The organism is uncultured Aquimarina sp., assembly GCF_947492965.1.
In the GTDB taxonomy this organism is placed as follows: Bacteria; Bacteroidota; Bacteroidia; order Flavobacteriales; family Flavobacteriaceae; genus Aquimarina.
The window spans coordinates 471,460-494,924 of the sequence record NZ_CANLOZ010000003.1 but is presented as its reverse complement, the minus strand read 5'-3'; the positions used below and the strand labels follow the sequence as shown (position 1 = coordinate 494,924).

Annotated in this window: 19 protein-coding genes; 12 read left to right on the top strand and 7 right to left on the bottom strand. The window is 32.9% G+C overall.

The features are described from left to right. Position 1 precedes the first annotated feature (1 nt). The 9 genes from Q1B37_RS10150 (at position 2) to Q1B37_RS10110 (ending at position 9,321) form a co-directional block, all read left to right on the top strand. Positions 2-2,410, top strand: a complete 2,409-nt coding sequence (locus Q1B37_RS10150) for a heavy metal translocating P-type ATPase metal-binding domain-containing protein (RefSeq protein ID WP_299898397.1) — start codon at positions 2-4, stop codon at positions 2,408-2,410. Beyond that, positions 2,394-2,993 (top strand): pyridoxamine 5'-phosphate oxidase, encoded by a 600-nt coding sequence (gene pdxH, locus Q1B37_RS10145; RefSeq protein WP_299898395.1) that lies wholly within the window; start codon positions 2,394-2,396, stop codon positions 2,991-2,993. The genes Q1B37_RS10150 and pdxH overlap by 17 nt, the downstream gene beginning before the upstream one ends. 166 nt (positions 2,994-3,159) lie before the next feature. Then, on the top strand, positions 3,160-3,354 hold the full coding sequence (ccoS, locus tag Q1B37_RS10140; RefSeq protein WP_299898393.1) for a cbb3-type cytochrome oxidase assembly protein CcoS: 195 nt from the start codon (positions 3,160-3,162) through the stop codon (positions 3,352-3,354). Between the two features lies 1 nt (position 3,355). After that, complete coding sequence (gene ccoN / locus Q1B37_RS10135) at positions 3,356-5,563, top strand: cytochrome-c oxidase, cbb3-type subunit I (RefSeq protein WP_299898392.1); 2,208 nt, start codon at positions 3,356-3,358, stop codon at positions 5,561-5,563. A gap of 4 nt (positions 5,564-5,567) precedes the next feature. Next, the gene (locus Q1B37_RS10130; protein WP_299605945.1) at positions 5,568-5,759 is read left to right on the top strand and encodes a CcoQ/FixQ family Cbb3-type cytochrome c oxidase assembly chaperone; all 192 of its coding nucleotides are present in this window, start codon (positions 5,568-5,570) and stop codon (positions 5,757-5,759) included. Further along, positions 5,756-6,712 carry a cbb3-type cytochrome c oxidase N-terminal domain-containing protein gene (locus Q1B37_RS10125; protein WP_299898390.1) on the top strand — a complete coding sequence of 319 codons (957 nt, stop codon included), beginning with the start codon at positions 5,756-5,758 and terminating at the stop codon, positions 6,710-6,712. Before Q1B37_RS10130 ends, Q1B37_RS10125 begins: the two co-directional genes overlap by 4 nt. A 16-nt stretch (positions 6,713-6,728) precedes the next feature. Then, positions 6,729-8,150, top strand: a complete 1,422-nt coding sequence (ccoG, locus tag Q1B37_RS10120; protein ID WP_299898388.1) for a cytochrome c oxidase accessory protein CcoG — start codon at positions 6,729-6,731, stop codon at positions 8,148-8,150. Between the two features lie 19 nt (positions 8,151-8,169). Beyond that, positions 8,170-8,616, top strand: a complete 447-nt coding sequence (locus tag Q1B37_RS10115; protein WP_299605939.1) for a FixH family protein — start codon at positions 8,170-8,172, stop codon at positions 8,614-8,616. Then, positions 8,617-9,321: a sulfite exporter TauE/SafE family protein gene (locus tag Q1B37_RS10110; RefSeq protein ID WP_299898386.1), complete on the top strand. Its 705-nt coding sequence runs from the start codon at positions 8,617-8,619 to the stop codon at positions 9,319-9,321. It begins immediately after the preceding gene. 90 nt (positions 9,322-9,411) lie between these two features. On the opposite strand, the gene hemN is transcribed toward Q1B37_RS10110, so the two are convergent. The 4 genes from hemN to Q1B37_RS10090 form a co-directional block, all read right to left on the bottom strand. After that, complete coding sequence (hemN, locus tag Q1B37_RS10105; RefSeq protein WP_299898384.1) at positions 9,412-10,776, bottom strand: oxygen-independent coproporphyrinogen III oxidase; 1,365 nt, start codon at positions 10,774-10,776, stop codon at positions 9,412-9,414. Positions 10,777-10,799: 23 nt separating this feature from the next. Continuing rightward, positions 10,800-11,633, bottom strand: a complete 834-nt coding sequence (locus Q1B37_RS10100; RefSeq protein ID WP_299898383.1) for a universal stress protein — start codon at positions 11,631-11,633, stop codon at positions 10,800-10,802. 88 nt (positions 11,634-11,721) lie between these two features. Next, positions 11,722-12,774, bottom strand: a complete 1,053-nt coding sequence (locus Q1B37_RS10095; protein ID WP_299898382.1) for a response regulator — start codon at positions 12,772-12,774, stop codon at positions 11,722-11,724. 7 nt (positions 12,775-12,781) lie between these two features. Continuing rightward, the gene (locus Q1B37_RS10090) at positions 12,782-13,930 is read right to left on the bottom strand and encodes a PAS domain-containing sensor histidine kinase (RefSeq protein ID WP_299898381.1); all 1,149 of its coding nucleotides are present in this window, start codon (positions 13,928-13,930) and stop codon (positions 12,782-12,784) included. A 124-nt stretch (positions 13,931-14,054) separates the two neighbouring features. On the opposite strand from Q1B37_RS10090, the gene Q1B37_RS10085 reads away from it, so the two are divergent. The 3 genes from Q1B37_RS10085 to Q1B37_RS10075 all read left to right on the top strand — a co-directional run bounded on the left by Q1B37_RS10085 (position 14,055) and on the right by Q1B37_RS10075 (position 15,864). Further along, positions 14,055-14,459 carry a hypothetical protein gene (locus tag Q1B37_RS10085; RefSeq protein ID WP_299898380.1) on the top strand — a complete coding sequence of 135 codons (405 nt, stop codon included), beginning with the start codon at positions 14,055-14,057 and terminating at the stop codon, positions 14,457-14,459. Positions 14,460-14,543: 84 nt separating this feature from the next. Further along, on the top strand, positions 14,544-14,828 hold the full coding sequence (locus tag Q1B37_RS10080; protein WP_299605925.1) for a hypothetical protein: 285 nt from the start codon (positions 14,544-14,546) through the stop codon (positions 14,826-14,828). Positions 14,829-14,976: 148 nt separating this feature from the next. Further along, a complete protein-coding gene (locus Q1B37_RS10075; RefSeq protein ID WP_299898379.1) occupies positions 14,977-15,864 on the top strand; it encodes an RsiV family protein in 888 nt (295 codons plus the stop codon). A gap of 147 nt (positions 15,865-16,011) precedes the next feature. Here the strand turns inward: Q1B37_RS10075 and Q1B37_RS10070 are convergent, their stop codons facing one another. From Q1B37_RS10070 to Q1B37_RS10060, 3 genes are all read right to left on the bottom strand, one after another. Further along, the gene (locus Q1B37_RS10070; RefSeq protein WP_299898377.1) at positions 16,012-16,851 is read right to left on the bottom strand and encodes a universal stress protein; all 840 of its coding nucleotides are present in this window, start codon (positions 16,849-16,851) and stop codon (positions 16,012-16,014) included. A gap of 204 nt (positions 16,852-17,055) precedes the next feature. Further along, positions 17,056-17,418, bottom strand: a complete 363-nt coding sequence (gene raiA, locus Q1B37_RS10065) for a ribosome-associated translation inhibitor RaiA (RefSeq protein ID WP_366944315.1) — start codon at positions 17,416-17,418, stop codon at positions 17,056-17,058. 372 nt (positions 17,419-17,790) lie between these two features. After that, entirely contained in the window at positions 17,791-23,454 is a 5,664-nt protein-coding gene (locus Q1B37_RS10060; protein ID WP_299898376.1) for a hypothetical protein, read from the bottom strand. Positions 23,455-23,465: the final 11 nt, after the last annotated feature.

The window sequence follows — 23,465 nt, the reverse complement described above, 5'->3', positions numbered from 1 at the left end:
TATGATAGCTACAAAATGTTTTCACTGCGGCAATGAATGTGATAAAACAATTGTGAAATTTGATCATAAAACTTTTTGCTGTAATGGATGCAAAACAGTGTATGAAATTTTTTCCACCAATAATTTATCCTGCTATTATGATTTACAATCTACTCCTGGAGCCATTCCCAAAGAGCTCGAAGGAAAGTACGATTATCTCGATAATCCTGATATTATTGAAAGATTAATCGAGTTCAGCAATGAAAATATCCAGATAGTTACCTTATATATCCCTCATATACATTGTAGTTCCTGTATTTGGATTTTAGAAAATTTGCATAAGCTTCATACATCGATTTCTGCATCACAAGTAAATTTTCCGAAAAAAACGGTAAGAGTAACTTTTGATACTTCAGAAACTACCCTAAAAGAAGTTGTTACTTTACTTAACTCCATAGGATATGAGCCTTATATTAGCTTAGAGGATTATACTAAGGGCAATCAACATATTAACCGAAGTTTATTCTATAAATTAGGAGTTGCAGGTTTTGCTTTTGGAAACGTGATGTTTTTATCTTTCCCTGAATATTTTGAAGTGTCAGAATATTGGTTAGAACAATATAAACATGCTTTTAGATGGTTAATGTTTGCTTTTTCGATACCTGTTGTTTTTTATGCGGGTCAGGAATATCTAATTTCTGCCTATAAAGGGTTACGAAATAACATATTAAATATCGATGTACCTATTGCCTTAGGTATTTTAGTACTCTTCATTAGAAGTACTGTAGAAATAATATTTGATCTAGGCACCGGTTTTTTTGATAGCCTCACCGGTTTGATATTCTTCCTATTATTAGGGAAGTTTTTTCAACAAAAGACATATACTTTCTTATCCTTCGAAAGAGATTATAAATCCTATTTTCCCATTGCAGTCACCAGAATTTCTTCAGACCAGAAACTAGAAGAGAACATTCAGGTATATGAAATTAAAGAAGGAGATCGTTTATTAATTAGAAATGAGGAATTAATTCCTGTAGACAGCATATTAATTAATGGTAATGCAAGGATAGATTACAGTTTTGTTACTGGAGAAAGTGAGCCTGTTTCTAAACGATCTGGAGATAAACTTTTTGCAGGAGGAAAACAGATGAACGGAGCAATAGAAATTGAAGCGCTCAAATCCGTAGAACAAAGTTATCTAACTCAATTATGGAGTAATGATATTTTTAAAAAGAACAAAGCCGATTCTTTTACCAATCTTACCGATATGGTAAGCCAATATTTTACCATAATCATTTTATGTATCGCAGTTATTGCAACTAGTTACTGGTTATTTAAGGATGCATCCAAAGCCATGAATGTTTTTACAGCAGTCTTAATCATTGCATGCCCTTGCGCATTAGCATTAGCCAGACCATTTGCACTAGGAAATGTACTAAGGTTCTTCGGTAAGCATAAATTTTATCTCAAAAATGCTGACGTTATCGAGCAAATGGCAAATGCAGATACCATTCTGTTTGATAAAACAGGTACGATTACAGTACATAAAAAAAATAATATTGAATATCATGGGCAACCTTTATCACATACCGAAGAAGCATTATTAAAAAACACTCTACGGGCTTCAAACCATCCGTTAAGCAGATCTTTATACGATACACTTGCAGCATATGAAATTATGACTTTAGATGAATATCAAGAGTATATCGGTAGTGGTATAGAAGGAAAACATGCCGAAAACTCCATTAAAATTGGTTCTACGAATTTTGTAGGAAATCCTGATAACGAAAAACAGCTTAACACTTCCGTACATATAAGCACAAATGATAATTACCGAGGCCATTTCATTTTTTACAATCAATATCGAAAAGGACTCGAAAAATTATTTAAAAAGTTATCTATTACTTACGAAGTATCAATAATCTCTGGTGATAATCAGGGAGAAAGATCTTATTTACAGAAAATACTTCCTAAAACGACTTCATTACTTTTTAATCAAAAACCAAAAGACAAACTTAACCATATCAAGAACTTGCAGGAAAACCATCGAAACGTAATGATGATTGGAGATGGTCTTAATGATGCCGGAGCACTGGCACAAAGTAACGTAGGAATCGCTATATCAGAAAATGTGAATGTATTTTCTCCAGCTTGTGATGCAATTTTAGATGCATCAGAATTTGAAAAAATCAGTGATCTTTTACATATTTCAAAAAAGACAATCCAAGTAATTAAATCAAGCTTTATTATATCATTTTTCTATAATATAATTGGCTTGTATTTTGCTGTAATAGGTCAATTATCTCCTATCGTAGCTGCCATTCTAATGCCATTAAGTTCAATTTCTATAGTAATTTATGTGACGGTACTTACAAATTTTATGAGTTTTAAGCTATACCATAAAAAGAAAGGAGATGTCGAAGCATTATAATCCCATAGAACACTTCCAACAGTGGTTTTATGAAATAAAAAACTTGGATACTGGAGATGAAATAAATGCTATGCAACTTTCTACCATTGGAATAGATGGTTTTCCAAAAACCAGGATTGTTTTATTAAAGAGATTTACTTGGGAAGGTTTTATCTTTTTCACCAATTATAAGAGTGAAAAAGGAAAAGCGCTTGCAAACAACAATAGAGCTTCACTATTGTTTAACTGGAATAAATCGCAAAGAGAAGTACATATTTACGGCCATACCGAAAAAATACCTGAAAATTTATCAGAAGGATATTTCGAATCTCGTCCTAGAGGTAGCAAACTTGCAGCTTGGGTTTCTGAACAAAGTACTATTATACCATCTCGAACAATTCTGGACAGAGGTATGGAACAATTGGAACAGAAATTCCAAAACAAAGAAATTCCAAAACCACCCTATTGGGGTGGTTATATTCTTAAGCCTATTCATATGGAATTTATAAAATACGACGCATTCACTAAAGCAAATAAGGTTATTCAATATACACTCCAACAAGATTATAATTGGTGTAAAACCAGTTCATATAGATTCCTTTGATTATAGCTTTATACCTGTATTAAAAACTATTTGTTTCTAGTGCGGCTAAAATTCTAAATCTGTATTCCATACAAAAATACTTTTTACAAGATGGATTTCGAAACCTGATAAATGTCATTTTTTAAGAAAAGGTTGGCACATACTTTTGATGCATAATAAAATAAGTATGGGTGTTATTTATGTGCTCTTAACGATTAGTATTCTAGTAGCGATTGTCTTTTTTATTGCTTTTATATTTTCTATAAAAAATGGACAATACGATGACGTTTATACGCCATCTATTCGCATGCTTTTTGAAGACGAACTCGTAAAAGAAGGCCAAGAAAAATCTTCAACACCTTCTAAAACCAAACAATCTTAACATGGAAATGGAACAGTTCTATTACGATAATAAAATCGTAAAAAAATTCTTGTACGCTACGATGCTATGGGGTATTGTAGGAATGTCAGTTGGTCTACTTCTGGCGTTCATGTTTTTATTCCCTAACCTTACCGATGGTATATCATGGTTGAGTTTTGGTCGACTAAGACCGCTACACACCAATGCTGTAATCTTCGCCTTCGTAGGAAATGCCATTTTTGCAGGGGTATATTATTCTACACAACGTTTATTAAAAGCAAGAATTTTCAGCGATATTCTCAGTAATATTAACTTCTGGGGATGGCAATTAATTATTGTTGGTGCTGCCATTACGCTTCCTTTAGGTTTTACAACATCCAAAGAATATGCAGAACTCGAATGGCCTTTTGATATTGCTATAGCAGTAATATGGGTTGTTTTTGGTTGGAACCTTATTGGAACAATATTAAAAAGAAGGCAACGTCATTTATATGTCGCCATTTGGTTTTACATCGCTACCGTTGTAACTGTGGCAGTACTCCATATTTTTAATAGTCTGGAACTTCCTGTAAGTGCATTAAAAAGTTACTCAGTGTATGCAGGAGTACAAGACGCATTGGTACAATGGTGGTATGGTCATAATGCAGTGGCTTTTTTCCTTACTACTCCATTCTTAGGATTAATGTATTATTTCATTCCTAAAGCTGCCAATAGACCTATTTATTCATATCGATTATCGATAGTACATTTTTGGTCCCTTATTTTCATATATATCTGGGCTGGTCCTCATCATTTGTTGTACTCTTCGTTACCAGATTGGGCACAAAATCTTGGAGTTGCTTTTTCTATAATGCTTATCGCTCCATCATGGGGTGGAATGATCAATGGTTTATTAACTCTTCGTGGAGCCTGGGACAAAGTCCGTACAGATCCTGTACTTAAATTTATGGTAGTTGCCATCACTGGTTACGGAATGGCGACTTTCGAAGGTCCAATGTTATCTCTTAAAAATGTAAATGCCATTGCCCATTTTAGTGATTGGGTGATCGCTCACGTTCATGTGGGCGCATTAGCATGGAATGGATTTTTAACTTTTGGAATGGCATATTGGTTAATTCCTAAACTCTTCAAAACCAAATTATGGTCTACAGGATTGGCAAATGCTCACTTTTGGTTAGGTACTCTTGGTATTATCATGTATGCATTACCTATGTATGTAGCAGGATTTGTTCAAGCTTCTATGTGGAAGCAATTTAATCCTGATGGTAGCCTGGTATATGGAAATTTTCTAGAAACCGTAAATGAAATTATACCGATGTATTGGATGCGTGCTATTGGTGGAAGCATCTACATATTAGGAATATTCATTATGCTCTATAATGTTGTGAAAACAGTGAAAAGTGGAAGCAAAGTTGCAGACGAACTTGCCGAAGCAGCTCCTCTTACTAAGGTAACACGACACAGAACAGCTAAAGAAGGGTACCATACCTGGTTAGAAAGAAGACCCGTAAAGCTTACCATTTTTGCAACTATCGCTATTCTTATTGGAGGAGCCGTACAAATCATTCCCACATTAATGGTTGATTCTAATATTCCTACTATCACAAGCGTGAAACCTTATACGCCTCTTGAGTTAGAAGGACGTGATCTTTATATTAGAGAGAGTTGTGTTTCTTGTCACTCTCAGATGATTCGGCCTTTTAGAAGTGAGGTAGAACGCTATGGAGAATATTCAAAAGCAGGAGAATATATATATGATCATCCTTTCTTATGGGGTAGTAAACGTACAGGACCAGATCTTATGAGGATAGGAGGAAAATATTCTGATAATTGGCATCTTAATCATTTCTACGATCCACAAAGCACCTCTTCTGGTTCTATCATGCCTAGCTACAAATGGTTGATAAAAAATAAGCTCGACAGATCTCAAACAGAGATAAAAATGGAAGCTATGGTAACCCTAGGAGTTCCCTATACTCCAGAGGAGATTGCAAGAGCACAAGAATGGATGGACGAGCAAGCTATACAAATTGAAAAAAATCTATATACCGATCCTGATTTTGCAAAGACCTATGAAGCCGATAAGAAATATGCCGAAGAAAATGGGTTAGACTTCATAGAGATGAGACATCGAGAAGTAGTAGCACTTATCGCCTACATTCAAAGATTAGGAACAGATATTAAAGTTAAAAATCAAGACGAAGAAACGATAGTACAAACTAAAGAATAAAGCTATGCTAAAATTTATAAAAGGTCATATGGAAAGTATCGAGGGAATAGAAATCTATCCTATGATTTCTCTCCTGATATTTTTCATCTTCTTTACCGCATTATTTTGGTGGGTTATTTCTGCAAAAAAAGAACACATCAAAGAAGTAAGTCATATACCATTAGAAACAGAAATTGATAAAGACCTAACATTATGAAAACAACCGCATCATATATAAGAGTATGTACCTTTTTACTCATTGCGTATATTTTAATAGAACTTACAGTTGAAACTAACGGCAATTCAGCATTTATTGAAGAACCTCTTAGCTGGTTAGTATTAGGTATGATTGCGTTATTTGCTATTGCGATAGAAATTAGTTTAGCTGCATTACAAAATATACTATTCCTATCTCTAAAACCAGATGCCCAAGAACGTTATGTACTTGCTCAAAAGATTAAGAAAGAAAAACAATTCAAATGGTTAAAAGATATCTATCTAAAGCTTCTTGATAGTAAACCGGTAGCACAAGAGGATGAAATCATCCTAGATCATAATTACGATGGCATTAAAGAATTAGATAATAATCTTCCTCCTTGGTGGGTATATGGATTTTATGCTACCATCGTATTCGGCATGATCTATATGATACGTTTCCATGTGTTTAATGACTACACCCAAAGAGAAGAGTATGAAACAGAAATGGCTGAAGCTAAAATTGCGATCGAAGAATACAAAAAAACCGCCAAAGATTTAGTCGATGTAAATACGGTTACACTATTAACTGATGCTTCGGACATGAGTGCAGGAAAAGCTATTTTCACAGCGAATTGCGTTGCCTGTCACAACGCTGATGGCGGAGGTGGAATTGGTCCAAATTTAACTGACAGATATTGGATTTTGGGTGGTGGAATTAAGAACATATTTCGTACCATTTCTGAAGGAGGTAGAGATGGTAAAGGAATGGTGGCCTGGAAACAAACATTAAAACCTGCAGAAATGGCTCAGGTAGCTAGTTATATCATCACCTTAGAAGGAACAACTCCTGCCGAACCGAAAGAAGCACAAGGAGAACTATGGATAGATCCTGATACTCCAAAAAAAGAACAATCAAAGGAAGAAACACAAGAATTAGTATCAGATTCAACCTCTGTCGCACTGAATGAATAATTGAAAATCAAAACTCTTGGAAACACCAACAAATGAAAAATTCAGAGATTCGATTGCTACTGTAAATGCAGAAGGAAAACGAGCATGGGTATACCCAAAAAAACCAAGTGGAAAATTCTATAAATATAGAAAGTGGGTAAGTTACGGATTATTAATCTTTCTGTTTTCTGCTCCTTTTATTAAGATCAACGGAAATCAATTCCTGCTTTTTAATGTCCTGGAAAGACAATTCAATATTTTTGGAGCTCCTTTTTGGCCTCAGGATTTTCATTTGTTTGTGATTTCCATGATTATAGGAGTTATATTCATCACCCTATTCACTGTGGCTTTCGGGAGATTATTCTGCGGTTGGGCATGTCCACAAACGATTTTTATGGAAATGGTTTTTAGAAGAATCGAATACTGGATAGAAGGTGATCGAGGAAAACAAATCCGACTTGATAAGCAAGTCTGGAATGCAGAAAAAATCAGAAAAAGAATAATAAAGTGGATTATATTTTTTATCATTTCCTTCTTAATCGCCAATGTATTTTTGGCTTATCTTATAGGAAGTGATCAATTATTACAATATATCATTGATGGCCCTTTAAAACATGTTAGCACTCTAATTTCATTACTGATTTTTACGGCTGTTTTCTATTTTGTTTTTGCATGGTTTAGAGAACAAGTATGTATTATAGCTTGTCCTTATGGTCGATTACAGGGAGTATTATTAGACTCAAAATCGATTGTAGTTGCGTACGACTACAAACGTGGAGAAAAAGAGACAGGCAGAGCCAAGTTTAAAAAAAATGAAGACCGCCAAAGTACTGGAAAAGGAGATTGTATAGATTGTTTTCAATGTGTACATGTATGTCCTACCGGTATTGATATTCGTAACGGCACCCAGCTAGAATGTGTTAACTGTACTGCCTGTATAGATGCTTGTGACCATATGATGGAAAGCGTGAACCTACCTAAAGGACTTATTCGATATGCAAGTGAGGAGAATATTGCAAAAAAAGCGAAATTCGAATTTACTTCCCGATTAAAAGGATATACCGGTGTATTATTGATTCTGACAGGTGTACTTACTGGAATGTTATTCTTAAGAAATGACGTAGAAGCCAATATCCTCCGATTACCTGGTCAACTTTATGAAAGAAAGGAAAATAATATGATTAGTAATGTATTTACGTATAAGTTGGTAAACAAAACCACTGAGGACATTGTAGATGTACATTTTGAGTTGTTATCACATCAAGGAAAAATTGAACAAGTAACACATAAAAACTTTGTTGTGCCTAGACAAGGACTGGCCGAAGGAACATTGTTTATTGAGGTTCATGCATCTGTGCTAAGTGGGGATAAAGACAAACTAAAAATAGGAGTTTATAGCAATGATACACTAATAGAAACAACTTATGCGGCTTTTTTGGGGCCAAGAAGTTATAGATAGAAATTAAAAACCTAAGACTATGAAAATAAACTGGGGAACCGCAATCGTATTGGTATTTATAGGATTCATAACCTTTATTATGTACTTCGTAGTACGTATGAATACCAACAAGAAATATGAGCACGACCTCGTAACCGAGGAATATTACAAAAAAGAACTAGCTTTTCAGAAGGAAATTGACGCTGAGAAAAATGCAAGAGCTTTGCCTAATGACGTTTTTATTAAAAAAACACCTATAGGTCTGTCCATCACATTTCCTGAAGAAAAGGAATTTCAAAAAATCAGTGGAGTAATTTCATTATATCGTCCATCAAATAAGCAACTAGATTTTTCTATTCCAATTAATCTTGAAAGAAATACCATAATAATTCCAGACGAAAATATGATCGAAGGAAAATGGAAAATTACAATAGATTGGAAGTATGAAGATATCCATTACTTATATAAAAAATCATTTACATATTAGATGTTAATATCTGCTTTCATATTAGGCTTTTTAGGCAGTTTTCATTGTATAGGAATGTGCGGGCCAATCGCATTTATGCTCCCAGTACATAATTCCAATAGTGCTAAAAAACTATTTCAGGTTTTAATATATCATTCTGGTAGGCTATTAGCGTATGGAATGATAGGTTTTTTCTTTGGTTTACTGGGGAAAAGTTTTCATATTTTTAATCTACAACAAGGATTATCGATCGTCATCGGAATTTTAATGATTCTTATAGTCCTAGTACCAGCAATTAAAGCCAAGAAAAAAACTTTTACCCGACCAATTTATTATGCAATTACAAAAGTAAAAGCTGCTCTTGGTCATAATTTGCAAAAGAAAACTACAGATACCTTTTTAACCATCGGTTTTTTAAACGGTTTTTTACCTTGTGGACTTGTGTATATGGCTGTTTTTGGTGCTATCACTTCTTCAAACATATTACAAGCAAGTTTATATATGATTCTTTTTGGATTGGGTACAATTCCATTGATGACTGCAATAGTCTTTGCAAACAACATATTCAAAGGAACTTGGATAAGACAACGGATACAAAAGATGATCCCTATATTTATCATTGTAATGGGATTACTTTTTATTTTAAGAGGAATGGGACTAGGAATACCTTATGTTTCTCCAAAACAAGCATCCCCTATTGTCTCTACCAATTTTGAATGTCATTAAACCCGAATCATACGGTATATAATTCGGGTTAAAATTGAATAAAACTATACTGGTTTTTGTTACACTTCAATATTGAAGCTTCTTCGTATTCTAGATTGTCATTGAAAACAATTGCGTTTCTGGTCTATTGCGCTGCAATCTTAAATCAAATGCCATGCAAATATTACGAACAAAAGGTTGTCCTTTTTTGGTAATTCTTATATTATGATTTGTCACTTCTACTAATCCATCACTTTCCATTTCTTCTAATCGATCAGATACATCTGCTAATTCATCAAAATGAAGATTATCTATACTCCAATCTGTTTCAAAATGACACATCAAATTCAGTATATGCCTTCTGATGATTTCATCTTCTTTCGTTAACATATGACCTCTATAAATGGGTATGATTCCTTCATGAACTAAGTTCTGATAAGCTTCAACACCTTTTACATTTTGAGCAAAACCATACCAACTATCACTAATGGAAGAAGCGCCCAAACCAATCATCAATTTGGTATTAGAAATGGTATATCCCATAAAATTACGATGCATATCTCCTTCCATTTTGGATGTATAAAGTGCATCACTTTTGAGTGCAAAATGATCCATTCCAATTTCTATATACCCTTCATTCGTTAATAATTCTTTACCTATTTCATATTGTCTTCTTTTTTGAGCAGCTGTAGGAAGATCTGATTCTTTAAAGCCACGTTGACCGTTCCCTTTTTGCCAAGGAACGTGTGCATAACTATAAAAAGCCAATCGATCAGGCAGTAATTCTTTTGTCTTTTTGATTGTTCTGATAATTGCTTCTTCTGTCTGAAAAGGCAATCCAAATACGATATCATGACTTATGGATGTGTAACCAATTTCTCTGGCAACTTCTGTAACATATTTCACATTTTCAAAGGGCTGAATACGATGGATAGCCTTCTGTACCGTTTCATCATAATCCTGCACCCCAAAACTTACTCTTCTAAAACCTACTTCGTATAAGACCTGTAACTGTTCTCGTGTTGTATTATTAGGATGCCCCTCAAAACTAAACTCGAATCCTTCTGCTTTTTTTGCAAAGGAAAAGATACCTTGTAGTAAGTATTGCAAATTTTCAGAAGAGAAGAATGTAGGAGTACCTCCTCCTAAATGTAGTTCTTTAATTATTGGCCTGGTTCCAAATAGGTCAACATACAATTGCCATTCTTTTATAACGGCATTAATATAAGGTATTTCTACTTCGTGTCTTTTGGTAATTCGTTTGTGACAGCCACAGAAAGTACACAAACTCTCACAAAATGGCAAATGTATATAGATACTGATTCCTTTAGAATTATTGGTAACATGAAAAGATTTTTGAACTGATTCTGTCCACTTTTTAAGCGAAAACATATCATTGTTCCAATAGGGCACTGTTGGATAGCTTGTATACCTAGGTCCTGGCACATTATACTTGGTGATTAAACTTGTACACATTCGTTAGAAATTATTAGGGTTTATTATTCGTGTAAAACAAAAAAAGGAATATGGGTGTGATAACTAATTTTTTCTACTGTAGGACGAAATAAAATTCGCTGAAAAAAATTCACATTTTTTGCAATCATCGTTATCATATTTATATTACTACTTTCTACAAAAGATTGAACTCCTTCTTCGATATTAGCGGTAGAAAGAAAATGAAAACTGTGCTTTAGAGTATCTCCCAGATAATCATCAAGAAGGTTTTTATTTCCTTTTTGTAATTCAGAAAGTTCTTTCTCTTTTTTGGCAATATGAAGTATTCGAAAATTTGCATCACTAGTGGCAACAACAGTTCTAATGGTATTTAAAACTTTGCTTCTATACTGTAGATTATAGTCTGTAGGAAAAGCTATTTCTATTGGTTTTATATAAGTTGCTTTTTCGGGTATTACTAAAATCGGACACTTCACTTTGGTAATTACATCTCCAGTATTGCTTCCGATCGTTCTTTCTTTCCATCCAGACGCCCCTTTTGTACCCATGACGATATAATCAATAGACTTTTCGGATACAATATTTCGTATAGTATCTACTAAATAACCATATTCATGAAGCGTAAAAAAGTGGTGCTTTTGGTTGGTGGAAAACTGTTTGATTTTTTCTCGAAGATCTATGAAACGTTTTGATACTGTTGTTTTTTCTTCAAAAGGATTCATGATAATTTCAGAAGTGATTCCTGATGCCACCATTTCGGAAGCGGAAACATGAAGTAAATAAAAAGAACATTCCTCTTTCTTGAAAAAAGAAATGGCATAATCCAAAGCATTCCATGCATTATCAGAAAAATCAGTCGGAATTAATATATTATTCATGTCTTTCGCCACCTAGTTATATACAAATATATCTGGTCGCTACCTCCCGAAATATGACAAATGTCAGGTTTGGAAATTTATTGAAAAATTATTCCATCAATTGTAATGCAGATAAATCTAATATCTTGATATTTCGGCCTTCAATTTCTATTAGACCATCTTTTTTAAAACTAGACAGTGTACGTATCAAGCTTTCAGTGGCTATTCCTGCCACACTAGCTAAATCGTTTCGTGAAATTTTAATGTTTTCCTCAGTTTTTTTATTTAAAATTTCTGCAAACTGAAGTATTGTTTGTGCTGTTTTTCTGCGTACAGAGCTATAGGCCATCTGTAATAATTGTTCCTTGATATCTGAAAGATTATCTGTAAGGAGCTCCATTAGTTCCAAGGATATATTATTGCTTTTTGCTAAAATATCTTTTAGTTCATTTTTAGAAACTCCAGCGAGTTCGGTCTCCTCTACTGCTGTTGCAGATTCTTGATACGGGATATTATCCATGAAAGAAGTAAATCCTAAAAAATCATCGGGTTTGTACAAAGTTGTGATCAATTCCTTCCCACTTTCATCCATTTTATGAGTTTTTACCACTCCTTTTAGGATGAGATAAATTTTATTAGAATGATCTCCTTCTTTATATATAACTTCTCCTTTTTTATAATTAGAAATCTCACCTTGATCATCAAAAAAGTTCTTCAATTCATGTAAGTTTCGCAGCGTATCCTCTTGATCTTCTGAAGCAACAGCACTACCTGTCATCATCTTTTTTAAAATCGCTGCTTTAGCCAAGCGACTTTCGATTGCACTTATTAATTCTTCTTCTTCAAAAGGTTTGGTAAGGTAATCATCAGCTCCCAGATCCATCCCTTTGCGTATTTCTTTATGTTCTGTTTTTGCCGACAAAAAGATAAAAGGAATCTGATGCGTATGATTATGTAATGATAGTGCTTCTAGCACTCCGTATCCATCCACTTCGGGCATCATAATATCACAAACAATAATGTCTGGATTTTCGGTTTTTGCTTTTTCTATACCTACTTTGCCATTAGGTGCAGTAGTAACATCATAGTCAGACAATTCCAGTAATTCTGCTGTGTTTTCTCGTAATGCTGTATCATCTTCTATTAATAAAACCTTACTCATCATTTAGTTATTTGTGTATTGCTTTTATAGTTGTAGGAATTGTAACAGTAAAGGTAGTACCTTGATTTTCTACACTTAAAAAAGTAATAGAACCTCCAAGATTTTCTATATGACTTTTTACAATATTTAGTCCTATGCCAGTCCCTTGATCCAATAATGCATTTTCTGCTCTAAAATATCTGTTAAAGATAAACTTTTGTTCTTTTTCTGGGATCCCGATACCTTGATCAATTACCTTAAAAACGAAGGTCTCTTTTTCTGGATAAGCTTGCAAATCTATGGTAGTACCTTCTCCAGAATATTTGATCGCATTTCCTATTAAATTGGTTAGTGTTAACTCCAATATTTTTTCATCAAACTCTAGGGTATATTCATCAATATCCTGAGGATAATTGATCTTTTGTCCATCTTTTAGCAGCATATTGGCATCGTAGACTACTTCGTTAATTACTTTGCTCAAAGGAAAAGTGGAAAATTTATAATTTACTTTTCCACTATCTAGCCTTTCTATAGACAAAAAATCTGTTAAGATATTATCAAGGTACTTCACCTTACTTTTAATAGTATGAAGGTGTTTTTCTCGCTTTTCTTGTTGTTCTGTTTTTTGGTATTTACCGATCAAAGTAGTTGAAGTTAGTATGCCACTTAAAGGGGTTTTGAATTCGTGTGATACTAATGATAAAAACTTTGTTTTTAACTCATTTAGTTCCTTTTCTTTCTCTAAAGCTTCCTGTAACTGTTTGGTTCGCTCTTTTACAGTGCTTTCCAGTTTTTCTGTATAGTTTTTGCGTTCTGTGATATCCATTACCAATGCCATGACAAATGTTTTATCATATATCTGAAATGGGCTTAATCCTGCTTCTACAGGAAAGGTATCTCCATTCTTTTTTACTCCATGAATATCTCTCCCAATTCCCATTTGCCGTTTTTGACTATGTTTCATAAAGCTTTGGAAATGTCCTCCATGATTTCCTCTATATTGTTGTGGAATCAGAATATTTAGCGATTGTCCTTTAAGTTCTCCTTTTTCATAACCAAAAATTTGTTCTGAAGCACTATTTGTGGCAACAATCATTTGATTTTCATCTACAATAATTACTCCTTCAGAAATCGCTTCAGAAAGAATATCAAAAGTGTTATCACCGGTTAATGACATATAAATGGAGGTTGTTTTTTTGGGTGTATCCACAAATTTACACAAAAAAACAGCAACCTGATTTATGTCATAATTTTTCTCCGTAACACCTATTACTTTTACTTCAATATTAAAAAAATACACCATGAATACAACACAAAATATTGGAGTAGCATTGTATCAAAGCTTAGGTAAACTATTTTATGCCATTGCTGCATCCGACAAGGTAGTACGCGTTTCAGAATATGAATCTTTGCATAAGATTGTACAATCAGAATGGTTGCCACTAGATGATCTCGAAGATGAATTTGGAATAGATGCAGCGTTTCAAATAGAAATTGTTTTTGATTGGTTAGATTATGAAACACCTAATGCAGAAGACTGTTTTGAGGAGTTCCAAAACTTTTATACGGAACACACTTCCATGTTTTCCAATCAGATCAAAGAACTTGTATGGTCTACCTGTAATGCCATTGCCAGTGCTTTCTCAGGAAAAAATAAATCTGAATTAATGATGCTTGGGAAATTAAAATTGCTTTTCGAGAACTAATCTTTTTTTTCCATTACTGACAAATATCATATTTCAGTTCTGAGACCTGATATACCTTTACAACAAATTAAAAACCAAATTATTATGACACTATATGCAAAAATAAACACCGACTTTTCTGAAAATTACATTGGATATTCTGCTTTAGCAATTATCGCTTCCACCTGTCTAGGTTCTGTAGCAATTATGTCTACTTTAATGGGTGGTCATGGCGCTGTAGAAATGTTTACGGTATTTCTAAGTGTAGCGATTTGTAGTGCTCATAATGCAGCTATATTAACCGTACAAAAACCAAAATTGGTATTAGATCTTTTGATCACCAGCTTAGCAATAAACTCATTAATTATTCTTATCAATACTCTCTTTTAATTTACATTATTAATAAACTTGAAAAAAGAGTGAACTTTTATTAAGGTTCACTCTTTTTTGTTTTTAAAATCTGTTCGATAATTAAGATGATAAAAGTCATTTTTATTCTAGCATATCCGATTTACATTGATATTATAAAATTATACTTATGAAATATTTAATTCTTATCCTGATTATATGTACTATAGGTTGTAAACCAAAAGCATCTTCTCATCCCGAACCTTCTCATACAAAAGCTACTAATCACGATACAAATAGTGATGATATCGATTCTATAGCTGTTTTTTCTGAAGAAAATCTAGAAATGCACCAAGAAAAAACGAAGGCAATCAAAAGAAAAAAATTAATTACTGCTCCCGATGATAAAGCACAGCTGCAAGATTTAGTTATTAATAAAAAATTATACAAGGCAGAAGATTATTATGTTTTGGATTATACCTATCCATATCTGAACGAAGACATTAATAAAGGGTATGCTGTCTTTAACACTTATATAAGTGAAACTTATTTAAACATTGAAGCTACTGAAAATGAAATCATGGAGGATAACGTAATCTTTTGCGACAGTATGCAAATAGGACGATGTATGGATAAAAGATTGATCGATTACAAAATATACAATGCCAAAAACGACTTAGTCAGTGTAGTTATTTATAAAGAAAACTATTATTCGGGTATGAAACATTCTACGTATATGTTTGAATGTCTTAATTATGAAATGGATACACATCAATTTATATATTACAATGACTTCTTTGATCTAGGCTCTGAAAAAGAATTATTGAGTATTCTGAATGATGAAATAAAAGCAGCTATCCATTCTGGAGAAATGTATTACGACTGTTGGGAAATCTCCGAATCAGATTTTAATGCTTATAAAAACAATTTTGTGATCAATGACGAAACTATCACTTACTATTTTGATGATTGCATTATTTGTCCATCCTACACCGGAACGTATAGTATCCAAATTCCAATAACAACGGTTATGCATTTAATTAGGAATTATAAAGACATTCCTATGATAGGTAACTAGCAGTTTTCATTAGATTGAAAACAGTTCTAGTGTACTAATTAATATACTAGGAAAGAAAATTTATATCCTTCCAATAATAGATAAAAAAATAACGGTTGACTATTTGTCAACCGTTATGATACAAACTCAACTTATTTTATATGTGATTTAAATTCTAAATGTAATCACAGGTCTATTAGCATGATTTGCTATATCCTCTCCAATACTTCCATTAAAAAAGTGTGAAAGTCCTTTTCTTCCATGAGTTGGAATAGCAATCACATCGGCATCTACCTGATTACTATACTTGTAAATACCATTTTCTACGGTATAATCATTATAAAAAACAACATCCTTAAACCTTTCAATACTTCCAGTAGCAGCTTTAAACAAAAACTCTTTCACCCTTTCTTCTATTTGGTCAGAGCTTCTAAAACTATCTCCAGGAAGATTAATATACAATAGGTGTATTTTAGCTCCAAAAGCTTCGAACAAGTTAATCGCATTTACATAAGGACGAATATTTTCTATTTTGAAATCGCAGGCAAAAACCACTTCTTGTATCTTAAAATCTGTGACCGCTTGCTTAATTACCAATACGGGTACATCCGAAGTTCGTACAACTTTCTCTGTATTCGAACCAACGAATATGTCTTCGCTCATTCCACTTGTTCCGTGTGATCCCATTACGATGAGATCTGCATCATATTCTTTAGCCACTTTATTTACCTCGCTAAAGATTTTATAGTTCTGAACTGTTTCGGAAACTTTAATTCCTTCTAAATACGGTTTATCTAAAAAAGTGCTAAATCTTTTTTCTGCTAGTTTCATATAATACATAGCTTCTGCTACTTCCTGACTTTCATCTTTGGTAAGAATGGCTTCTGATAAACCAAGCATATGTAATACGATAATTTCTGAGTTTAATTTTTTAGCAATAATAGCTGCGGCTTCTAAAGCGTATTCGGAATATTCCGAAAAATCTACAGGGACAAGAATTTTTTTCATCTGTTTATATTTTTGTTGTTTTTTAATGGTTAGATGGAATGACCATCTAATCATATCGGTGAATATCAACTTAATTGTTATGGCTTATTTCATGGGTTTAGATGCATGGATTTATAAATAAATTCATAGAGCAAGACTAATTAAATAGGTATATTGATAGATAGCGCCCTTTAGAATCGAATATTATCAAATTTGTAAATGGTACTAATGATATGGTTTCATCTCCTGCTTCTTTTTCTTAAGCAGTGTCTCGATATCCTTAAGAGTTTCTTTAAATGCCATTTCAAAATTATTTTCATTGGAAGTAGCATAAATTCTAGGACCAGGAATACTTAGTTCTATATCACAAATTTTCCCTTTTCCTTTGGGATCATTTTCTTTTTTGAAAAAAACATCGGATTTAATAATCCAATCGTATTTCCTGTAGAGTTTTTCTAATTTTTCATGCACATAACCCTCCATAGCTTCACTGGTTGGCATCTGCACGAACTGAATATTTGTTTTCATAGGCATTACTTTAAAATATACTCCAAAAGTAATTCCTGTAGAATCCGATAAATATGACATTTATCATGAATGTGTTATGTTTTTGAATTTTATGTGAGCTTATGCGAAGAAAACCAAAATACCGCACATCTAATTTTGAGAATAAAAAAAGCTTCAGATTATTTCTGAAGCTTTTTCCTAGTAGCGGGAGCAGGACTCGAACCTGCGACCTTCGGGTTATGAGGGTGAATATTCACAAAATAAAGTATTGATTATCAATAATTTAAATTCTTTAAAGTTGTAAAAACATGAAAAAACAGTAAAAAAACCCCCACCAGAACCCCCCACCTGAAAAGTTAAAAAAACAGGTATTCATGTACCAAATCAATATATTCACTTTATTTGGGTTTATGTTTGATCTAGAAAAGGTTCTTTTTAAGCCTAAGTCACTAACTAAACAATGGCCACTTTTAATTCTTTAATAAATCTTTCTATCTCGGAATTATGCTGTACTAAAGGCAATGTCCAATAGGCTATTTCTCTTGGATCATAATTTTCAATTTCTAAAATTTTATTTATCGTATAAGCCATGGTATCATAATCAGATGCATTAGGAATATTTCGAGGCTTTTGTAAGTCCCAAGCAGCAAGAGCAAAAATTATTGGAATGTTTAAAGTACTATAGGAGTTATATCGACCCACCTGCATCTCCCCTGGTCTTCGAAGATGAGCATCATTATGTTTAGTTCCGGATGTACTATAAGCTTGAGGCATTAAATAATCACAAATTCTAGCTAAAAGAGCTCCCCTCCCAGTAAGTTTTACATCTGAAGTAAATCCAAGTTTAGTATCACCTAATTGATTTTTAAAATTATCTCTTAAATAATTTGAACACCATTGATGTTGACTTCCAATTTTTCTCCAATTCTTCTCTGCATCAAGAAGGACAGACTTTATTCTAAATTCTTGAACAATTGGTAAAATTTGATCTACAGCATCCCTTATAAAACCTCTAAAAGGACGTGGAAAAAACATTAAGTGAATATTCAAATATAACCCTTCATTCTGGAAGCTATCGAGGGTTGTTCTTAATCCATCAATAATTTGATTTTGACTTTTATTATCCAAAAACTCAAATGAATTAGGAGAGTTAATTGAGTTCAAGTGAAAAACAACATCAGTTATTCCAGTATTCTTTATCATTTGAATCCCTTCTTTTCTAAGATCATCTTTGTAAGGCATACGTGCTCGAGTCCAGCTCCATATATTTGTAAAAAGAGCATTTTCCGAAATTTCAACTTCCTGATTATCATTATTCACGCTAGAAATTAACTTTTGAATTTTAAAAGACTCTTGAACTCCATCAGAATCTGTCCTTTCAGCCTCAACAGACTGACCTTTACTTACAGCTTCCGAAGCAATCTCAGAAAGTGATGGCCTGCTTTGCTCTCTTTCAAATTTAGCCTCATTGCGAATACTTTCGCCACCATCGATTTGTTGTTGTAAATGTTGTCTTGTTAATTTTTTGGCATCTTCATCAGATATAACACCTTCGTTCTTAGCCTTGTTTATATCACCTTGTATTCCTTTAGCATTTTTAGTATTATGCTGTTGTTTTGCTAAACTAGATGCCATTTCTGCATATTTCTGTGCGGCTTCAGTATTTGCCTTAAAGGTTTCAATCGCATTACTTTGATTAGCGGCTAAGCCAGTAATATCTTTAAATACATCGGATTTGCCGAGTAATTGATTTATACCGGATAATCCTGTAGCAGGTGCTGGGGCATCCGGAGCATTTTGAATATTTACTAAAGGTTGAGCAAAATCCTTGTATTTAGGTGTATATTGATTTATGGTTGGTGTTGGGGTTATGATAGGAGAGATAGATGTTGTCTCTTCAGTTCTAAATTTATCCCAATCTTGAGAAGAGTTTTCCTTAACCATTTCACATGCATCACAAGAACCTTGAACCGCTTCCATAAAGACGCCTCGTGTTGGCACGCTTATTCTATAAGGAGGGATAGGTGTTAAGGGTTTATAATAATCTAATAAAGAAATTTCTTGGGTTACATTATCACCAATAGTTTCAAGAATTACATTCTGTCCAACTTTATACCCATCAGCTACTGGAAATACCAAAGAGTTACCTGTAATATTTATTAGTTCATTTTTTACAACAGAGGCTATACTTCTCATTTTGCCTTTATGACCTGAGGAAGTGTAAGTTTGAATCGAAAATCCATCTAACAACATATAACGCCTATCTGGATCTAAATTTTTCCACAACACTTTATTATAATACTCTAAATTGCTATTAAGATGTTCAATAAGTTCATTTACTAGGTATTCGTCTTCTTTTCGCGGATTTATTTTATCCCTTCTTGTTAGAGGAATATAAAGATTAGTGCCATCTAAAAGATCATCATTTACATAACCATTAAAAATTCTTCCTGTGAAATGGGCAGTTGAATAGTGCAAACTCACTCTTCCTAAATTTAATTTGATATGATTTTTTAAATCGTATATATCCTCATTATTAGAAATAATGCTTAAATACTTTTCATCTCCTCCCAAATCCTTTCTCGTTTGTCCAATAGACCCTGTTGATCGAAAGTTTACATTTATTTTTTTATGCCCTCCAGTATATTTTGTTTCTGTAGAAAAGTCTAAAGGTAATCCCGCTCCCTCCGGTTTAAATTTATAATCAGTAACAATTTTTGATTCTCCATTAATTGTAACTGTCTTTTTAATTTCTGAAGTGGTTACCGAACCGTAATGGATTGAAATGGAATCGACTATTTTAGAAAAAACAATAGGCAAAATATCTTTATAGAAAATTTCATCCCATTCTGCAATTAATCGCCCTTTAAAATAATAGTCTAACATATCATAAACGGCATCCTCACCTGTATAACCCAAAATCTTGGCATAGGATTCCCATAACAATTTATCTATGTGTCCTCCATCAAAGAATTCTTCTCTTTGTATTGAAAAATTCACTCCATTATTTTCAACATTATATGGCCTATGAAAATTGACAACTCTTATACATTGTGCAGCTGGCACTGATTGAAAATTATCATCCATTATCATAAAATGATCAAACATTTTAGCTTTTTCTAATGTTCGAGTTTCAACTTCTTTGAATTTTGGACCCCAATCCCAAGGCCAAGGACTAGCGAAAGCTTTTGCCGTTGCTAAAGCATCAAACTCACTGTGTTTCGTTATTTTTGTAATAATTGGTAAGGACTTTATTCTATCGTATTTTGTTTTTGGTCTTGGCATATTTACATTCATGGAAAATCTTCCCTGAATACTTTCAACATCTCCATCTGCATAAGTTTCTCCTTCTTTAGGAAAATCTACACGATCATAGTTTGTTTGAATTCTTTTATTAGCATCAAAAGCTTTCAACAGTGGATGATTTCTCTTTCCAAAGAAATATGAAAACTTACCTAAATATGTATTAGAAGGTATTGGTAATAAATTCGTTGCCAATATATCTTTCCACTTATTAATATTTTCTGTTGTAAAATGAGTTAACAAAAGAGGAATGAAAACACATTCTTCTACATGAGAAACTTCTTGATAAATGGCATAGTGCCTAAGAACTTCAAAATACATCATTGTTAAAGAATGACAATGGTTATGATTCGCTATAGTTTCTGCTGTAACGCCATAATTTTGGTCTTGAGTAACTGTGGTGACAACAGAGGCATTTAACGCTCTATAACTTTCTGCATTTTGCATTAAAGATTGTCTTAATTTTTCTCCAAAGAACTGAGAGATGTTTCTAGAGCTATTTTGAGATGCTGAAGAATTCGAATTCGAAAATCCACCAGCTACTCCCAATGAAGCACCAATGCCTCCATAAGAACCTGCAGCACCTAGACCTGCCGACATCCCAGAGGTATGTGCTTTACTTTGTCCATTTAAAGATTCATTAATCCCGCCACTAAGTTGGTCTGTTATGAATCTATCGCTAATTAACCCTGCAGTAAGACTTTCTCCTTGTGATAGAGATTGTGATTCTGCACCTTGTAATGCATGCGAGGATTCAAAAACTACAATTTGCTTTTTCTGACCCGGTGCTAATGGAAGTGAATACACCAAATCTCCTAATGAATATCCATCTGCTTTAAATACAGATTTAAAATACAATATATGACCAGTAGCTACAGTCACAGCTTGATAGAAGGATAAATCAGAGTCTTGATTTGGATAATTAGAAGCTTTTGTTACCAATGGAGAATCTTGCCAATTTACAGGATTGTTCAAACCTATTTCTTCTCGATTATAAGCTTCTTCTCCATCTCCGGGAGTTAAATTGTAGCGTATGGTTCCATCTTCTCCTTCAATCTTTTTAAAAGTGTAATTTGACACTTCAGGATCTGTAATCCTTACTATTGCATTGTAACTATACTCACGAAGTGTTCTGTTTGGTGTAGATAAATTAAGACAAGTGCCTCCAATATCTTGTGAATATTCATCAGACTCAATTAAATCTGCTTGATCAGGAAGTCGCTTTGCTTTTTTGGTTTCATTGCATCCACAATCGTCTTCTTTTTCCTTATCTAGATCAATTACACTTTCCTCATCTAAAAGTAAAAAAATAAAATCATCAGAAATTGTTTCGTTATTATTATCCGGATATATTTTTATTTCTGCCGGACTGTTAGGCATTAATGATACAAAAATTTGAGCTTCCGTATAATTACCATAAGGATAAGGCATAAAGAAATTTCCCGATTTATCTGTAGTTGTTACTGCTACAATTTGTGATTCACTATCTATTTCTTTTTTTGCCTTAATGGTTATTGTAAGGTCTTTCAATTTATGCTTATTACTATTCTGTAAAACTTTACCTCTAATTTTTTTTATACCCTTGTTAGAACCTATATTTGATCCTAAGTTGATATTCCCTGGGAAATACTCTTCTATTTCTATGGAAAGGTTTTGTAATTTTTTATCATTAGGACTAAATCTTTCATTCCACAAAGTAGTTCCGTCAAATCCTTTCAATTTTACAGTAACAAAATTAGATAGACTATTAGTAATAATTGGAGTACTGTTATCAAATGAAAAATCAATCTTATTGTTTGAAATAGTATCATTAGATGAATTCCAAATGTACTTTAATATCAATGGAGTATTATCTATTCTCGGGGCTTCCAGAACTAAACTGTAAAAATCTAAATCTTTATTAGCCACTTCCTTATCTGTTAGAAATTCTAGGTTTCCTTTTACTGAAACCGTTTTTATTTTAGCAAGCGTGAGAGGGAAATCCAATAAGAAATTCTGATATTTATTTATGCTCTCATATAGAAAAGCGATAACTGGGCTATTTGAATCGTAATTCACATTGATCTTTAATATATTTTTTAAATAATCATTAAGTTGAACGAGATAAATATCAGGATTTACGTGGTCCTGTTTTAGATCTACAACAATTTGTAACAAATCCAAAATTTGAGCTTCGGAAATTGAAGAAAGACGACTAAAATCATCAGTACGAATAGTTTTTGATTTAGTATATATGTCTAATTTGAAAAACTCAAAAACCTGTTTGTTTAAAATAAAAACATTCGGATTTCTTTCTTTTGCTAAATTTTGTAATGCTTCGATGTTGTATATCCTCCCTAATTGCGAGTTTTTATCATAAGGTCTATAAGAATTTTCGTAATCAGAAAGTTCTTGGTTAAAATTTCTCTCATCAAAATCTGAAGAAATTGAAGCTTTTTGATAAAAAATCCCCTCAAACATCTCAGATTTGATTAATTGTCCAAAACTATCCTTAATGTTTATCTTAAATTGAACTGAAAAATCATTGATATCAATCTGAGGGTTCAATACATCGATAAAATAATATCTAAAAAAACCATAAATATCTTCAAGTTTATTTCCAACGATCTCTGATAAAGGCAAATCAACAAAATATTCTTTATCAGTTATTTGATGTGATGCCTTAAATTTTTTAATACCATTTGTAAACCTTCGAAGAGTTCCATGATCATTAATAAATGAAAATCGAGGAAATTCTACTTCAATAATTAAGCTTTGAATCTCTGAAGAATTTTCTAAGTTTTCAGTATTAAAGGTATATTGTAAAGAAGCCATACAGTATGAAT

Coding starts and splice junctions, on each gene's coding strand:
- Q1B37_RS10150 (WP_299898397.1), top strand. CDS start 2: ATGATAGCTACAAAATGTTTTCACTGCGGCAATGAATGTGATAAAACA.
- pdxH (WP_299898395.1), top strand. CDS start 2,394: ATGTCGAAGCATTATAATCCCATAGAACACTTCCAACAGTGGTTTTAT.
- ccoS (WP_299898393.1), top strand. CDS start 3,160: ATGGGTGTTATTTATGTGCTCTTAACGATTAGTATTCTAGTAGCGATT.
- ccoN (WP_299898392.1), top strand. CDS start 3,356: ATGGAAATGGAACAGTTCTATTACGATAATAAAATCGTAAAAAAATTC.
- Q1B37_RS10130 (WP_299605945.1), top strand. CDS start 5,568: ATGCTAAAATTTATAAAAGGTCATATGGAAAGTATCGAGGGAATAGAA.
- Q1B37_RS10125 (WP_299898390.1), top strand. CDS start 5,756: ATGAAAACAACCGCATCATATATAAGAGTATGTACCTTTTTACTCATT.
- Q1B37_RS10115 (WP_299605939.1), top strand. CDS start 8,170: ATGAAAATAAACTGGGGAACCGCAATCGTATTGGTATTTATAGGATTC.
- Q1B37_RS10110 (WP_299898386.1), top strand. CDS start 8,617: ATGTTAATATCTGCTTTCATATTAGGCTTTTTAGGCAGTTTTCATTGT.
- hemN (WP_299898384.1), bottom strand. CDS start 10,776: ATGTGTACAAGTTTAATCACCAAGTATAATGTGCCAGGACCTAGGTAT.
- Q1B37_RS10100 (WP_299898383.1), bottom strand. CDS start 11,633: ATGAATAATATATTAATTCCGACTGATTTTTCTGATAATGCATGGAAT.
- Q1B37_RS10095 (WP_299898382.1), bottom strand. CDS start 12,774: ATGAGTAAGGTTTTATTAATAGAAGATGATACAGCATTACGAGAAAAC.
- Q1B37_RS10090 (WP_299898381.1), bottom strand. CDS start 13,930: ATGTCATTAACCGGTGATAACACTTTTGATATTCTTTCTGAAGCGATT.
- Q1B37_RS10085 (WP_299898380.1), top strand. CDS start 14,055: ATGAATACAACACAAAATATTGGAGTAGCATTGTATCAAAGCTTAGGT.
- Q1B37_RS10080 (WP_299605925.1), top strand. CDS start 14,544: ATGACACTATATGCAAAAATAAACACCGACTTTTCTGAAAATTACATT.
- Q1B37_RS10075 (WP_299898379.1), top strand. CDS start 14,977: ATGAAATATTTAATTCTTATCCTGATTATATGTACTATAGGTTGTAAA.
- Q1B37_RS10070 (WP_299898377.1), bottom strand. CDS start 16,851: ATGAAAAAAATTCTTGTCCCTGTAGATTTTTCGGAATATTCCGAATAC.
- raiA (WP_366944315.1), bottom strand. CDS start 17,418: ATGTCATATTTATCGGATTCTACAGGAATTACTTTTGGAGTATATTTT.
- Q1B37_RS10060 (WP_299898376.1), bottom strand. CDS start 23,454: ATGGCTTCTTTACAATATACCTTTAATACTGAAAACTTAGAAAATTCT.